The 16,049-nt window shown below is 29.0% G+C and carries 17 protein-coding genes; 3 read left to right on the plus strand and 14 right to left on the minus strand.

Annotation, left to right across the window (positions count from 1 at the left end; translation table 11 throughout):
- Positions 1-37: 37 nt before the first annotated feature.
- The 5 genes from sepF to tgt form a co-directional block, all read right to left on the minus strand.
- Positions 38-367 (minus strand): cell division protein SepF, encoded by a 330-nt coding sequence (gene sepF, locus EXC62_RS05935; protein WP_052590084.1) that lies wholly within the window; start codon positions 365-367, stop codon positions 38-40.
- The gene (locus EXC62_RS05940; RefSeq protein ID WP_052590086.1) at positions 354-968 is read right to left on the minus strand and encodes a YggS family pyridoxal phosphate-dependent enzyme; all 615 of its coding nucleotides are present in this window, start codon (positions 966-968) and stop codon (positions 354-356) included. The genes sepF and EXC62_RS05940 overlap by 14 nt, the downstream gene beginning before the upstream one ends.
- Positions 961-2,058, minus strand: coding sequence for a redox-regulated ATPase YchF (ychF, locus tag EXC62_RS05945; protein WP_026391089.1), 1,098 nt, complete (start codon positions 2,056-2,058; stop codon positions 961-963). Before ychF ends, EXC62_RS05940 begins: the two co-directional genes overlap by 8 nt.
- 37 nt (positions 2,059-2,095) lie before the next feature.
- Positions 2,096-3,229: a cell division protein FtsZ gene (ftsZ, locus tag EXC62_RS05950; RefSeq protein WP_232034260.1), complete on the minus strand. Its 1,134-nt coding sequence runs from the start codon at positions 3,227-3,229 to the stop codon at positions 2,096-2,098.
- 83 nt (positions 3,230-3,312) lie between these two features.
- Entirely contained in the window at positions 3,313-4,422 is a 1,110-nt protein-coding gene (gene tgt, locus EXC62_RS05955) for a tRNA guanosine(34) transglycosylase Tgt (protein WP_026391091.1), read from the minus strand.
- A 108-nt stretch (positions 4,423-4,530) separates the two neighbouring features.
- Between tgt and EXC62_RS05960 the strand changes: the two genes are divergently transcribed.
- On the plus strand, positions 4,531-5,025 hold the full coding sequence (locus tag EXC62_RS05960; RefSeq protein WP_052590088.1) for a QueT transporter family protein: 495 nt from the start codon (positions 4,531-4,533) through the stop codon (positions 5,023-5,025).
- Between the two features lie 161 nt (positions 5,026-5,186).
- Here EXC62_RS05960 and EXC62_RS09105 read toward each other — a convergent pair whose 3' ends face one another.
- From EXC62_RS09105 to EXC62_RS05990, 6 genes are all read right to left on the minus strand, one after another.
- Positions 5,187-9,464 carry an alpha/beta fold hydrolase gene (locus tag EXC62_RS09105; RefSeq protein ID WP_052590090.1) on the minus strand — a complete coding sequence of 1,426 codons (4,278 nt, stop codon included), beginning with the start codon at positions 9,462-9,464 and terminating at the stop codon, positions 5,187-5,189.
- A 2-nt stretch (positions 9,465-9,466) separates the two neighbouring features.
- Positions 9,467-10,222 (minus strand): InlB B-repeat-containing protein, encoded by a 756-nt coding sequence (locus EXC62_RS05970; RefSeq protein WP_129747520.1) that lies wholly within the window; start codon positions 10,220-10,222, stop codon positions 9,467-9,469.
- On the minus strand, positions 10,219-10,971 hold the full coding sequence (locus EXC62_RS05975; protein WP_162849139.1) for an InlB B-repeat-containing protein: 753 nt from the start codon (positions 10,969-10,971) through the stop codon (positions 10,219-10,221). Before EXC62_RS05975 ends, EXC62_RS05970 begins: the two co-directional genes overlap by 4 nt.
- A complete protein-coding gene (locus EXC62_RS05980; RefSeq protein WP_162849140.1) occupies positions 10,968-11,717 on the minus strand; it encodes an InlB B-repeat-containing protein in 750 nt (249 codons plus the stop codon). The genes EXC62_RS05975 and EXC62_RS05980 overlap by 4 nt, the downstream gene beginning before the upstream one ends.
- A 160-nt stretch (positions 11,718-11,877) precedes the next feature.
- Positions 11,878-12,567, minus strand: a complete 690-nt coding sequence (locus tag EXC62_RS05985) for an LrgB family protein (RefSeq protein WP_026391093.1) — start codon at positions 12,565-12,567, stop codon at positions 11,878-11,880.
- Positions 12,560-12,922, minus strand: coding sequence for a CidA/LrgA family protein (locus tag EXC62_RS05990; protein WP_197724333.1), 363 nt, complete (start codon positions 12,920-12,922; stop codon positions 12,560-12,562). The genes EXC62_RS05985 and EXC62_RS05990 overlap by 8 nt, the downstream gene beginning before the upstream one ends.
- Positions 12,923-13,045: 123 nt before the next feature.
- Between EXC62_RS05990 and EXC62_RS05995 the strand changes: the two genes are divergently transcribed.
- Positions 13,046-13,651 (plus strand): nitroreductase family protein, encoded by a 606-nt coding sequence (locus EXC62_RS05995; protein WP_026391094.1) that lies wholly within the window; start codon positions 13,046-13,048, stop codon positions 13,649-13,651.
- A 42-nt stretch (positions 13,652-13,693) separates the two neighbouring features.
- Here the strand turns inward: EXC62_RS05995 and EXC62_RS06000 are convergent, their stop codons facing one another.
- Entirely contained in the window at positions 13,694-14,236 is a 543-nt protein-coding gene (locus EXC62_RS06000) for an NADPH-dependent FMN reductase (RefSeq protein ID WP_026391095.1), read from the minus strand.
- Complete coding sequence (locus EXC62_RS06005; protein ID WP_026391096.1) at positions 14,236-15,270, minus strand: LLM class flavin-dependent oxidoreductase; 1,035 nt, start codon at positions 15,268-15,270, stop codon at positions 14,236-14,238. Before EXC62_RS06005 ends, EXC62_RS06000 begins: the two co-directional genes overlap by 1 nt.
- A gap of 95 nt (positions 15,271-15,365) precedes the next feature.
- Between EXC62_RS06005 and EXC62_RS06010 the strand changes: the two genes are divergently transcribed.
- A complete protein-coding gene (locus EXC62_RS06010; RefSeq protein ID WP_026391097.1) occupies positions 15,366-15,683 on the plus strand; it encodes a winged helix-turn-helix transcriptional regulator in 318 nt (105 codons plus the stop codon).
- Positions 15,684-15,706: 23 nt separating this feature from the next.
- Here EXC62_RS06010 and EXC62_RS06015 read toward each other — a convergent pair whose 3' ends face one another.
- The gene (locus tag EXC62_RS06015; protein WP_035375912.1) at positions 15,707-16,048 is read right to left on the minus strand and encodes an iron chaperone; all 342 of its coding nucleotides are present in this window, start codon (positions 16,046-16,048) and stop codon (positions 15,707-15,709) included.
- Position 16,049 lies beyond the last annotated feature (1 nt).

Genomic DNA, 16,049 nt, shown 5'->3' on the forward strand with positions numbered 1-16,049 from the left:
TAATAATATGCTTGTTCTTTTCACTGTAACTATTTAATTATAGATTCTCTAATAACTTTCTTACACTACCATCAGTATAAACATCAGTTGGTCCAAACAAGAAAATTTTTTCTTTAATGTTGGAGATTTCACCTTCAATAGTATAAATAACTCCTGATAAAAAGGCAATAACCTTATTAGCACCATCTATATCTAACTGTTCTAAATTAATAACTAATGGTTTTCCATTAATTAACTCAGTAGCAAGTCTTGTTAAATGGGTATCATCTGCATCTTCTAATTGTTCAAAAATTATTAGTTCAACAGTCTCCTGTTTTTTTATAGCTTCCTCTTTTGGTTTCTTCTTGAAAAAACTAAATAATCCCATCATTTCCTCCTACTAAATTTTTAAAATATGTTCCAAGTCTTAAATGCGTTGATCCATGCTTAATAGCAAGCTCATAATCACCAGTCATTCCCATTGAAAGATATTTTAAATTATATTTATCTTTTAATTTTGATAGTTCGTTAAAAACTTTTTCGGTTTTTTCTAAGTTATCTAAAACACCGATTGTCATTAAACCTATCAACACTATTTTATCATATTTTTTTAATTCATTGATAAATTGAGCTAAATTATTAGGATTTATACCACTTTTTTGTTCTTCATCACTAATATTTACTTGAATAAATACAAAAAGTGGTTTATCTCGGTATTTTTCAATTAACTCTGCTTGAGCAATTGATTCTAAACTATGTAAATAATCAATTGTATTTATCATACTTTTAATTTTATTAGTTTGTAATTTACCAATAAAATGCCAAATAATGTTTGATTCAACTAATTCTTTTTGTTTAGCAAGTAAATCTTGAACACGATTTTCGCCAAAATCATTAATACCAAGTTTCTTTATTTCAAGCATTTCTGATGGATTAAAGTATTTGCTTGCACAAACAATTACCCCATCAAAATTATCAATTTTAAACATTAAATCTAAAATTTAATATATCGCCATCTTTTACGATATATTCTTTTCCTTCAATTCTAACTTTTCCTAATTCTTTAGCTTTTTGTCTACTTCCAGCAGCTATTAAATCATCGTATGAAATAGTTTCTGCAGCAATAAAACCTTTTTCAAAATCAGTATGAATAATTCCAGCACATTGTGGTGCTTTCATTCCATTAATAAATGTCCAAGCTCTTACTTCTTTTTCACCTGCAGTAAAATATGTTCTAAGTCCTAATAAATTATATGCTTCTTTAATTAATTTATTTAAACCCGATTCTTTAATACCATATTCTTCTAAAAACATTAATTGATCTTCATATCCTAGATGAGCAATTTCCATTTCTAATTGAGCACTGATTGGAATAACAATTGTATTATCCTTTTTAGCATATTCTAATAAATCTAAATAATGTTTATTCGAATTTGGATCACTAAGTTCAAAATCAGCAACATTAGCAACATATATTGATGGCTTTAAAGATAATAAATGGTAGTTTGCAATTAATTTATTTTCTTCTTCACTAATATCTAATGTTTTAGGATCAATATCATTTTCAATTGCTGTTTTAATTCTATTTAAAACATCATGTTCGATCTGTGCATCACGATCATTTTGTTTTAACATTTTTGCTAATCTTGGAATTCTTCTTTCAATTTGATCTAAATCAGCAAGATAAAGTTCCATTTTAATAGTTTCTAAATCTCCAACAGGATCTATTTTATTAGAAACATGTGTAATATTTTCATCTTCAAAACAACGTACTACGTGACAAATCGCATCTACTTCACGAATATGACTTAAGAATTGATTTCCAAGTCCTTCACCTTTAGACGCTCCTTTAACTAAACCAGCAATATCAGTAAACTCAAAAGTTGTTGGTAAGATTCTTTGTGGATTAACAATTTTTGCTAATTCATTTAAACGTTCATCTTGAACAAGAACAACTCCAACATTTGGTTCAATAGTTGCAAACGGATAATTTGCAGCTAAAACATCTGCTTTAGTAATTGCATTAAATAATGTTGATTTTCCAACATTTGGTAAACCAACGATTCCAGCTTTTAACATAAATTCACACTTCTTTCATTAAAAAAGGCTTGTTAGCCTATTTTTTATTTCCAGTTAACCATGAAGGCAGATTAATTTTTTTATCTGTTTTATCAGGTTTAACTTCATTTTCCACTTCACCTTTAGCCATCAAACCTTCTTTAGTAATAACTACTTGCTCGTTTGATGTTTTATTAAATAATTCACTTGCAAAATTATCAAATGTATTATCTTTAGCTTTTAATTCATATCCAGTTGCTATAACTGTAACAATCATTTCATCACCTAAATCGGCATTTACTGTTGTTCCATAAATAATATTTAAATCATTATCAACAGCATTCTTAATTTCGTCTAACGCTTGTTGTGTTTCAAACAAGGTAATATTTGAACCAGAAGCAATATTAACGATAGCATCAGTTGCTCCATCAATTGTTACTTCTAATAATTTAGAATGAATTGCTTTTCTTGCTGCTTCGATTGCACGATTTTCTCCAGAAGACAATCCAATACCCATAAGTGCAGTCCCTTTATCTTCCATTACTGTTCTAACATCAGCAAAGTCAACATTAATAATTCCTGGAATTGCAATAATCTCAGCAATTCCTTGAACACCTTGTCTTAAAACATTATCCGATTCTCTAAACGCATCTAATAATTGTGTTTCAGGTCCAGAGATTAGTAATAATCTTTCATTTGGAATAACGATTAATGTATCAACATATGGTCTTATTTCTTCAAGTCCGTATATCGCTGCTTTCATTCTTCCAGGTCCTTCAAAACCAAATGGTTTAGTCACAATAGCAACCGTTAAAATCCCCATATCTTTAGCAAGTTTAGCAATAACTGGCGCAGCACCTGTTCCAGTTCCGCCACCCATACCAGCAGTAATGAAAACCATATCAACGCCTTCTAACATTTCCTTTAGTTCATCCATTGATTCTAATGCTGCCTCACGACCTACTTCAAACTTAGCTCCAGCACCTAGACCTCTAGTCAGTTTTTTTCCGATTTGGATTCTTTCGTTTGCTTTTGATAGTTTTAATACTTGTGCATCTGTATTTACAGCAACAAAAGAAACACCTTTGACGTCGTTTTCTATCATTCGGTCAATAGCATTTCCTCCGCCACCACCGACACCAATAACTTTAATAATTGGCTTTTGATCAAAATTGTTAGATTCTCCGAACACCACAGTATAACCTCCTTGTTTTACTAGTAAATACTTACTATATATTATACTATACTTTCATTCATTTTTTCAAACATTTAAGTTTATTTAAAATAATTAGTTTTTTCTTTCATTTCTTCTAAATAATCTAATAAACGATCTTCTTTAATAGCATTTCTAATTTCACCCATTAAATGTTTTAAATACGCTAAATTTTGGTAAGTCATAAGACGCATTCCTAAATACTCTTCAGCTTTAAATAAATGTCTTAAGTACGATTTTGTATAATTATTAACTGGCGTATTTAATCCCTTATCAATTGGTTCCATATCATCTTCATATTTTTTATTTTTAATATTAACTTTACCTTCTGTTGTAAAGATAGAACCATGTCTAGCATTTCTAGATGGTAATACACAATCAAACATATCAACACCATTAATAACATTCATTATTAAATCTTCTGGTGCTCCAACTCCCATTAAATATCTTGGTTTATCAAAAGGTAAAATTGGATTTAAAAACTTCGTAATTTCATACATTTCTTCTTTTGTTTCCCCAACAGATAAACCACCAATTGAATATCCTGGAAAATCAAGTTTGATTAATTCTTCAGCACAATGTTGTCTTAATTCTTTATTTAATCCACCTTGAACAATTCCAAATAATGCTTGATCTGTAGTTAGTGCATCCTTACCTCTTTTAGCCCATCTAATAGTACGTTCAATACTATCTTTCATATATTCATATGTTTCGTATGGTGGTGGACACTCATCAAAACTCATAATTATATCAGCAGCTAAATCCTCTTGAACTTTAATTGAATCTTCTGGACTCATAAAGAGTTTTGCTCCATTTTTATGATGTCTAAAATGAACTCCCTCTTCAGTTATTTTTCTTAATGAACTAAGAGAAAAAACTTGGAATCCACCACTATCAGTTAATAGTGCTCCATCCCATTTCATAAAACCTCTAATTCCACCATGTTTTCTTACTATTTCATTTCCTGGTTGTAGCCATAAATGATAGGTATTTCCAAGTATTAATCCTTCTGAAACTTCTTTTACTTCATCAACAGTTAATGTTTTGACTGTTGCTTGTGTTCCAACTGGCATAAAAAAAGGTGTTTCAAAAACACCATGAGGTGTTGTTAATTTTCCTAATCTTGCTCCACTTTGTTTACATACATGTAAAACTTCAAATTTTATTGACATAAATATCACTCCGCATTTGTAATTATAGCATATTTTTGCTATAATACAAAAGTATATTTGCTGTACCCTAGGAAACCAGCAAAAAATAAAAACAGGGAGGATTTCATCGTGAAAAAATTTACGATTGAAGATCTAGCAATTAATGCCATTATTGGGGCTTTTTATGTTGCTTTGGTCTTTATTTTTAGTTTTACAAGTTTTGAAGTTGTTCAATTTAGAATTGCTGAATTTCTATTAATTCTCGTTCTCTTTAACCCAAAACTTGCACCAGGTTTAATACTTGGAACATTCTTGTCAAATCTAAACAGTCCATTTGGAATTGTCGATACTTTAGTTGGTACTTTAGCATCAACACTTGCAATAACTGCAATGATTTTATTAAGAAAAATTCCATTGCTTGCATTACTAATGCCTGCATTATTTAATGGTTTAGTAGTTGGTTATATGATTTACTACTTATCATTAACAGAAACAATAGTGCCATTTATTGGAGCATTCAGTTGGGTATTTTTAGGAGAATTTGTCGTTATGTTTGTTATTGGTTTACCAGTATATTATTACATACGGAAGAATAAAAATATTCATGATTTACTAACAAAATAAAATTGAATTATTACTAGGAATTATTCATTCAGAGCTATTTAATAGCTCTTTTTCTTTATATAACATTAAAACCAATGTATATAATATTCAAAAGAGAGCAATTTTCATTACTCCCTCTATTTGTAGATTCAAAGATATTTTATATTTTTTTAAAATTTATCTTATACGTAAAGTGCAATAAACAGTTTATCAAATGCATATGAAATGTTTCTAACACCTGAACTTGTTTGTTCTGTATTATAACCTGTAGTACCAGATGAGCCTGTTGATCCATATGAACCCATTGATCCTGAAGATCCATTATTACCATCAGCACCATTGCTTCCAGCGTCACCACCAGATCCGCCATATCCACCACTATTACCTGAGCCTCCTGAACCACCAGCGCCCCCTACTCCAAATACATAAAGAGCATTTGTTGCAGCACTTCCATTTCCACCGCGGCCTCCAGAGCCACCGTTACCACCATTTCCGCCATCTCCTGGATCACCAACTCCATTCCAGATATTAGTACTAGTATCACTAGCACCAGTTCCACCATTACCTCCAGAGCCTCCTTGACCACCGTTACCACCGGCTCCTCCAGTAAATCTATAGTTACTAATTGTACTTACTTTTATCGATTCTTTTCCAACAACTCTAATAGCTAAACCACCTTCACCGCCGGCTCCTCCAGTTCCGCCATTTCCTCCTCTTGCTCCATTATCACCTTTTTTCGGTTTAAGCCAACTACCATTTGGATTTTGTACACCATTTGATCCATATTGTCCATCTCCACCGCGGCCACCATTACCACCATTACCTCCAACAACAGTAATCCATGATTTATTATCATATTCACTAAAAGTAACTTTTGTAGCATATATTCCAGTTCCACCGGCCGATCCTGCCCCACCATACTTGCCAGTTATACCATTAGAATTTCCTATCGCCTGATTTTCAGTCCTATAATAACTAAGTCCATTACCACCTAATCCACCAACTATCTTATTATGATTCTTATATATAATATACAGTTCAAAATTTGAACTTGCATCTATAGCATTAAATCCTCTTCCATTTATATTCTGTTTTGGTCTAAAGTCCATTGAATCAAATCCCATTATCAATGCTGTACTTCTTGATGCTACTTCAATTGACATATTAGTCATTTCTCTATTATCGCCAATAAAGGTTACTGACTTAACAGTAGCAGCAATTTTATACAAATATATACTTGTTCTTGATGCATTTTGTAAATCAATAATTACATATTCATCACCTATTGCAATAGTACCAGATAGATTTCTACTAATTCTTTCCCCTAACCATTTGGCTTCTATTCTTATATCTTTATAAATACCGAATGTTGTTTTAAATTCTTTATCGTTATATCTCCAATAATCAAAAATGTATCCAAAACGTCTTACCTCTGATATTTGATTGGTTGTAATTGGATTTTCAACAGTAAATGTATATCTGTTTCCACCTACAAATTCACCTTGATTAGTAACATATTCGATAGTATACTCAATTATTTCATAACGTGCATATAAGTATTCAACTTCATTAGTTCTATACCATACAACTTCTCCTGATGCATTAATTACTTGATTACCATTATTCTCACTATCATACCATCCAATAAATTCATATCCATCTTTTCTTGGAACATCTAATTTTAAAACAGAACCATACGTTATTTCAATTTCAGAATTATCTTGATCATTAAATATATTTAAAGTATATTTTGATTCTTCATATTTTGGATAGAGTTTAATATCTTCATAGATATCTAAATAACTATTTAAATGATATATTTTTCCATCTTCATCAAACCAATATAGAAAGTCCATACCTTTTATTTTTGGCGCTTCAATTGCTTGATCAAATGAGGATCCATATTTTTCAGTTCTACTTCCTAGTTTATTACCATTTTCATCAAAGAAGTCTATTATTATTGGTTTAACTTTTATTTGATTCTTTACTTCACTATAATAAATACTATTAATATAATAGTTATAATTACCTTCACTAACAAATAGTTCAACATCACTTGAACTTATAGTTCCATCTAATATTGCAGGTCGTGTTGATTTAAAGAGAATTGATTCTAAATTCAAACATTTTGTAAATGCATCTTTACCTATATTCTCAAGTGTTGTTGGTAAGATAATATTTTTTATCAAATTACTATTAAAACTATTTCCTGATATCTTTTTAATTCCTTCTGGAATAACTACATCAGTTTCTTCCCCGTTATATTGTATTAAAACCATTCCTAATGTAATAAAATCACTATTTTGGTTTTCTAACCATGGCGTATTTGAAAATGCATTGTCATCAGTATTTTTTAAATTTTGACCACCATTAATAACAGTTAATGTACTATTAGAAAATGTATTAAGACCAACATGTTCAACATTATTCAAATCAATTTTTTGAATTATCTGATTATTCTCAAAAATATACGGTGACAAAATTTTCACTTTTGATGGAACAATAAACTCAGTTACATTAGGATTAGCATAGATTGCTATTTGAGTATTTATATTAGAAGTATCCTTATCAATAAGAAAATTATTTTCCCATGAATAATATCTATTGTTAGGTATATTGAAATTAGAAATGCCACTATGTAAAAAGGCACTTTCTCCTATATGGTGTAGACCGTTTGGAATATCAAAACTAGTTAAATTAGGCATATATGAAAATGCACCTTTATCAATTTCAAGTAATCCAGAATTATTCTCAAATGTAATACTAGTTATATTTTCACTATTATAAAAAGCATTTTTTCCTATACTAATTACAGTCTTTGGTATTACTACTTTAGTTAAATTCACTTGTCCATAAGCATTATTTGCAAATGCATAATCACCAATAGCAACAACCTTCTTACCATTTATGTATGTAGGTATTACTAATGTATCTGAAATTGGTTTGCCTATGTATGAGCCAATTCCAATTTCATTATTACCAACTTCATAAGTTTCATAGTCATTATTCAACTTTATTCCCATTGAAATATCTGAAAGAATATAAGTTCCTAATTCTTTATCTCTAGCTTCCAAGTTATGAGCAACAGCAGGCAGTGTCATCGATGTATTATTAAACTCACTATTAGAAAGCATAAAAGTCTTAGTAACTCTTTTAAACCCTAAATATTGCTCACCTGTACCTAAGTATAATCCTTCATATCCTAGCTGTGAACCTAAATCAACTAATCCATCATTATACCAAGATAAAAATGGTGGATGATAATCAAAATTAATCTCATTAGCTAATATTTGAACTACATCATCAAATACCACATCAGTTAAATCAAAAACTTTTGCAAGTTCTGAATATATTCCTATAGCTGTTTTTATTGCAGTTAGGACTCCAAAAGGATTTTTTAATACATTAAGATTTAAACTAACAATTGCTGTATATATTCCAGCCATTAAAACAGTCTTATCAATATTAACTTTACCGTTAGTTTTATCACTTATTAGTTCTTGTAAATACTCTAGACTATGCTCTGTTGTTAAAGCTCCTGCAATCTGTAAAAGTGTTGCTTTCCCAGCAAGTGCCATAACATTTATATGTGAGTATCTTGTTTCATAGTTCGAATTCCATCTATCCATATATTTCCCATATACACTTTTAGATGTTATATCTTCTGATGCTTCTTTGCTACCACTAAAATTGAAATTGAAAAAAAATCTATCTAATGATGCAGATGTTGAGCCAGTATATGGTGTTCCCAAACTATACATTGAATGAACTAAATCTGGATGATCAAGTGCATATTGCATATTTGTTATTCCACCTCTTGAGTGTCCTATTAAATTTATTTTTGGAAGTAATCCATTATTTAATACACGAATATCATATACTAATTGACTTATTGCATAGTTAAATTCATCATATACAGCATCGTTTCTTCCAGCAGTAGCAGTTTCTGAAGCCTCAAAAAGTATTATACTATGTTTTGATATATCAGTAATGTTTCTTACAATCTTACCAGAATAATTAGTATGAGTATGACTAGCTCGTAACGAATCATAAAGTTCATCAGTTATATCTCTAATTTCCATTTGTCCATCAATTTTAACCCAATAGATATTAGAGTCAGTAATTTTAGCCATTCTAGTTATAATTGAATCTTTTGAATATGAGAATAAACTATTTTCGTTATTTGACCAATGCGATGCACTGCCTTGAAGTCCATGTGTAAAGACTGTCAGTAAAGGTTCATTATCATCAACTACTATATTAGTTTTACTATTAAAATCATATCTATCTTCGTTTGGTTGATAACTATCTTTGTATGTATATGTATTTGTTTCATTATATAATTCTTTATCTCCAATATTAAATCTTTTCATTTCTAACGCATTAACACTTCTAGTTACATTTACTAAAAAAAACATTAAAATAAAACACGCTATTAATCCACTTATTATTTTTTTCATTACTATTTATCTCCTATTCTTTCCCACTTAGCATATATTTTAGTTTCTATAAACTGATACACTCCTTCTTCATCATATTGCTTGCTTGGTATAATATCATTTTCAAAATCCCATTTATTTATTCCTTCTAACTCTTTATACCATCCCATAAAGTTATATCCTTCTTTATATGGATCTGGTGGTATTACATTTACTTTTGTTCCATCCGCATCATCTACAAAGAATAAGTCATATTCTTCATTTCCTATATAATATGTAATATTTGCTGGTATGTAATTATATTTTTTATATACGTCAATATTTTGAATCTCTTTTAAAAAATTATAATTAACAAAAAGTTTACTATATTTTAATGTGTAAATTTGTGCATAAAAACTTATCATTGGCGATATAGAACTAAGGTATACATTCACTTCTTGTTCTGCAGTATGGTTATATTTGATTGAAGTGCTTAAATTTATTGTTGATGGAAAATAAATGTTTTTTGCATTATCGATTTCAATTGGTTTATTACCACTTGCTAATCTAGTCCCAATAAACTTAGCATGAAAACCATCAAGTATTGTAGGAAATATCAATGTTTCTTTTTTCTTTCCTTCTTCACTTAACCCTACTATTGCTAAATTAACATCTGGATTTGTTACACCAAGTTTCGTATAAAGGAAATCTCCAGACTCTCTTGGATAATATCTACCCTTACAACTTATCAATGCTACAGATATAAATAATATTATTATTGCTAAAATTATTTTTTTCATTGTTTCACCTCCCACTTAGCATATATTTTAGTTTCTATAAACTGATACTCTCCTTCTTCATCATATTGCTTGCTTGGTATAATATCATTCTCAAAATCCCATTTATTTATTCCTTCTATCTCTTTATACCATCCTATAAAGTTATATCCTTCTTTATATGGATCTGGTGGTATTACATTCACCTTTGTTCCATCTGTATCATCTACAAAGAATAAATCATCTTCCTCATTATTGCCTATATAATATGCAATATTAGCTGGTATGTAGTTATATCTATTATCATATCCAAGTGCAATTTCTTCCATTAAATACTCGTACTTAACAAATATTTTACTGTTTTTTATTTGTTCTTTATATGGATACATAGCTGGATCTGGAAATCTATATCCAAAATATATGTTAAGATTTTGTTCTTCTGTATGTTGGTATTTAATTGAACTTCTTAAGATTATAGTCGATGGAAAATAAACACTTTTTGCATTACTAATTTCTATCGGTTTATTACCACTTGCAAATCTAGTTCCAATAAACTTAGCATGAAAACCATCAAGTATTGTAGGAAATATCAAAGTTTCTTTTTTCTTTCCTTCTTCACTTAACCCTACTATTGCTAAATTTACATCAGGATTTACAACACCAAGTTTTGTATATAAGAAATCTCCAGACTCTCTCGGATAATATCTACCCTTACAACTTATCAGAGTCATTGATATAAATACTAGTATTATTGCTAAAATTATTTTTTTCATTGTTTCACCACCCACTTAGCATATATTTTAGTTTCTATAAACTGATACTCTCCTTCTTCATCATATTGCTTGCTTGGTATAATATCATTCTCAAAATCCCATTTATTTATTCCTTCTATCTCTTTATACCATCCCATAAAGTTATATCCTTCTTTATATGGATCTGGTGGTATTACATTTACTTTTGTTCCATCCGCATCATCTACAAAGAATAAATCTCTTTCTTCATTTCCAATATAATATGCAATATTAGCTGGTATATAGTTATACCACGCATCATGTCCTATTTTTTCTTCTTCAATCAAGTATTCATAGTTGATAAATATTTTACTGTTTTTTAAATACTCCTTTATTGGATACAAATTTGTATCAGGAAATCTTGATCCAATATATACATTCACTTCTTGTTCTTCTGTATGTTGGTATTTAATTGAACTTCTTAAGATTATAGTCGATGGAAAATAAACACTTTTTGCATTACTAATTTCTATTGGTTTACTACCACTAGCAAATATAGTTCCAATTTTAGTAACATAAAAACCATCAAGTATAGTAGGAAATATTAGTGTTTCTTTTTTCTTTCCTTCTTCACTTAATCCAATTATCGCTATATTTACATCTGGATTTGCAACTCCAATTTTTGAATAAAGAAAATCTCCAGACTCATAAGGATAGTGTTTACCACTACAACTTATTAACGTTACTGATATAAATAATATTATTATTGCTAAAACTATTTTTTTCATCTACATATCCCCCAACATGTGTATTATAATTTGAGTATATCATTATTTTATTTTATTTTCAAGAATATTTAACATGTTAATTGAATTGGGCTCTTATTACATTTATATATATAAACAAAAAAGCTGTTTGTAAAACAGCCTTTAATAATACAAATTTATTTTAAAATAAACTAACAATAATATTATATACTAATGGGGATATAATAACGGTTGTTATTCCTGTAATAATTAAAGATAATGTTGCCATGCTTGCATGAACTTCTCCAAGTTCAGCAGCTCTTGAAGTTCCAACAGCATGTGCTGCTGATCCTAATGATAAGCCTTGTGCAATTGGGCTATTAATTTTAAATACTTTAAAGATAAATGGTGATACTACTGCACCAAGAATTCCAGTAATAATCACGATGGCAACCGTTAAGTTCTCAATTCCTGATAATCCCTTTGAGATATCAAGGGCAATTGCTGTTGTTACTGATTTTGGTACTACTGTAGCAACCATTGCATCACTTAATCTTAGAATTACTGCTAATACTCCAATAACTAATGCATGAACAATTACTCCCGAAAAAATAGTTAATAAAACAATTTTCCAATTCTTTTTTAATAATTCTAAGTTTTGATATAGTGGGACAGCTAATGAAACAGTTGCAGGTCCTATTAAAAATGTAATGAAACTTGCACCAGTTTTATATCTATGATAATCAATTTTAAAAACAATTAAAATAATCATGATAAATATTGAACTAATTAATAATGGATTTAGTACTGAAAGTTTCGTTTTCTTTTGAATAAACGTACATAATAAATATATTCCGAAAGTTATTGTTATACTCCATGTTATATCATTCATGTTTAACACCCTTTTCTGCAATAACTGCGGTTGTTATTAATGTTATGATTGTTGATACAACTAAAATTAAAAGGATTTCAAACCAGCTTACTTTTATAATATCAAAGTATTGCATAATACCAACGCATAATGGAACAAACAAAAATGCCATGTTCTTTTGTAACCATTTTGAAACATCTTTTATTTGATCAACTTTAACTATTTTAGTCATTAAAGCAACAAATAAAAGTAATAATCCAATTACACTTCCAGGAAAACTAAAAGGCAAAATTGAAGCAATTAATTCTCCTAGTAAAGTAAAGATTAAAATAATAAATAATTCTAAAACTATTTTCATATTATCTACCCGATTCATTCAAATTTTCTTCTTTAATTATAGCACAAAATAATAATTCAACTTAAGCATTTTCTTATTTTCATATTTAAGGTTATTTTTTTTACTGTATGTTATAATTTATCAAGAAACGGAGGAATATAGATGTCGATATTTTTAGATAGACGTTCAATAAGAAAATATAAAAAAGATGTAAAAATTGATAAAAATACTTTAAATGAAATGATTGAAGTTGCAATGCGTGCACCAAGTTCAATGAATCTACAACCAACTCGTTTAGTTGTTTTAGAAAGTAATGAAGCGAAAGAAAAAATTAGACCAATTCTTTTTGGTAATCAACTTCAGTTAGATACTGCTTCTCACTTCATTGTCATTTTTACAGATTTAAATAAATATGATAAGGCAGATAAAATTTTTAAATCAGCATTTGATTTAGGAATAATACCTAAAGAAGTAATGGATTCACAATTATCAAGAATTAGTGAAATCAAAAAAACAGTTCCAGAAACAAAAGTACTACATGATGGTATATTAGATGGTGGATTGTTTGCTATGCAATTCATGTTGGTTGCGAGAGAATATGGTTATGATACTTGCCCAATTGGTGGCTTTAATAGATCATTAATAAATGAGGCATTAAACATCGATAAGCATTTACATCCGGTACTAATCCTTTCAGTTGGTAAAAGTGATGAGTCTGGGTATCAATCATACCGATTACCATTAAGTGATACAGTGATTTATAAGTAAAAATAAAAGATTAGAGTTTGAAATTCTAATCTTTTTTTATCGTTAAAAGTCAAATTCAGGCTTAATTGACTTTTGATATGTAATTGTATCAATCATTCTTTTAGATAGTGCTTCTAATCTTAAAGATATTCCATCATCGTTTATTTTATTTCCATCATAAGAAAGAGGTGTAATATAAACATATTTATTTATTACATTTGCTTTCATATAATTCAAGATTGGTAATAACATTTGTTCTGGAACTAAATAATGTTTTTCTGAACCTGCAGCTGCTACTATTCCAACAGTTTTATTTATCAGTGTATCTTGAGGCATTAAATCAAACAAATTCTTTAATGCTCCTGGAATTGATGCTTGAAAGATTGGTGTACCAATAACTAATCCATCTGCATCACTAATTTTATTAATCAGTTCTTGTGTTTTTAGATCATAGTCTAAAAGCACTCTTCCATCTGCAAATGGTAAATCAGTATAATTTGCTAAGTCAATTATTTCATATTCTACTTTACTATTAAATTCTAATGCTTCTAAAGCGATTTTTGTTTTAGAACCAAAAACAGTTCCATTTATACCTAATATTTTCATTATTCTTCCTCACTTAATATTTTGTTGACACCCGGAATAATTTCTTCACCTATAACTTTAATCATTCTTTTAACTTCATTAAATGGCATTCCACCTAAATCAATTTGGAATAAATGACGTTCATGCTTATATACACGATATTGGTAAACTATCTTTTTAATAATTGTTTCAACACTACCAACAAGCATTACATCTCTAACATCTAAAACATTCATATATGATTCTTTTCTAAGACCAGTACCATTTGCCATTTTTAATGAATGGTTTGCATATTGATAATATGTTTTAAATGCTTCTTCATCTGTATCGGCAACATATAAGAATGTATCAATAGCAACTCTAGGTTTTAAATTAGGATGATTGTCAGTAAAAAACTTTCGATATGCTTGAACATTTTGATTAAAATACATAACCGGACCAGCGAGTGTTGCAAGTGTCATTGGAACTCCTTGTCTACCTGCCATTACAGCGCTATTAATTGTTCCACCTACTGCTCTCCAAATCGGGAAATCTTTTTGGAGAGGTTTAGGATAAACAACTGCATCATTAAGTGGTGCTCTAAATTTACCTTCCCATGTTATTTTTTTCTCTTTAAATAATTTAAGTAATAATTGAAATTTTTCTTCAAATAATTCTTCATAATCACGCAAATCATATCCTAATAAACTAAATAATCCAACTCTTGATGCTCTTCCAGCTACTAGTTCAGTTCTTCCATTTGATAATATATCTAGGGTTGCAAAATCTTCATAAACTCTAACTGGATCTGATGTTGAAATAATTGTTGCCGAACTTGAGATTCGAATGTTTTTTGTTTCACGTGCCATTGCTGCTAATATTAAAGCATGTGCTTGTGATATAAAGTGTTCTTGATGTGATTCACCTAGGGAAAAAACATCTAATCCATATTGTTCTGCTAGTTTTGCAGCTTCGATAATATTTTCAATTCTTTCTTGTTCACTAATTTTCAAACCACTTTTTGCATCACTTACGTAATCTCCAAGTGAATATAATCCAAACTCTAATTTCTTCATATTTGCTTTCTCCTTAAATCTAATGTATAATAATTATATCACTAGGTACTATAAAAAGTATAGTTAATGCTTTTTATATAGTAAAAGGAGTAAAAATGAAAAAAACAAATTGTGAAGTTAATGATGCATTATCAATTATATCTGGTAAATGGAAGCCTGCAATTCTTTTCACTTTAATATCTAACGGTTCTAAAAGATTTAATGAACTCGAGCGTTTAATTAATGGAATTACTCCTAGAATGCTTGCTAAGGAGTTAAAAGAACTTGAAAATAATCAGATTGTAAAAAGAACTCAGTATGAAACAATTCCTCTAAAAGTTACTTATGAAATGACTGAATATGGAATGAGTTTAAAAGATATTTTAATAAAATTACATGAGTGGGGAATAAATCATAATCGTTTATATAAATAAAACACAGAATAAAATCTGTGTTTTTACTTTAAATTATTAATATTGAATGTAACTAATTCTTTAATTAAATCAAAAGGAATATCTTGATCAATTGGAATTTGAAATGCACCTTTTGATTTCTTGTATTTGGTAAGTTTATCACTAAAATGTGTAATTGAATCGGGTAATGGGTATATTCCAATATGTTTTTCATACGCATAAAAATAAAATACTGGTTTTCCAATTTTATATGTTGGCATATTATAACTAATTGATTCTTCAATTCTTTTATCTAACGATAAGACAAATTTTCTTAACTCTTCTAATTTAGTTTTAACATCAATAGGAAGGGTATTTAGGTACTCAGAAACATTATTCCATTTCATA

Origin of the sequence: Haploplasma axanthum, assembly GCF_900660745.1 — a bacterium.
GTDB classification, from domain to species: domain Bacteria; phylum Bacillota_I; class Bacilli_A; order Acholeplasmatales; family Acholeplasmataceae; genus Haploplasma; species Haploplasma axanthum.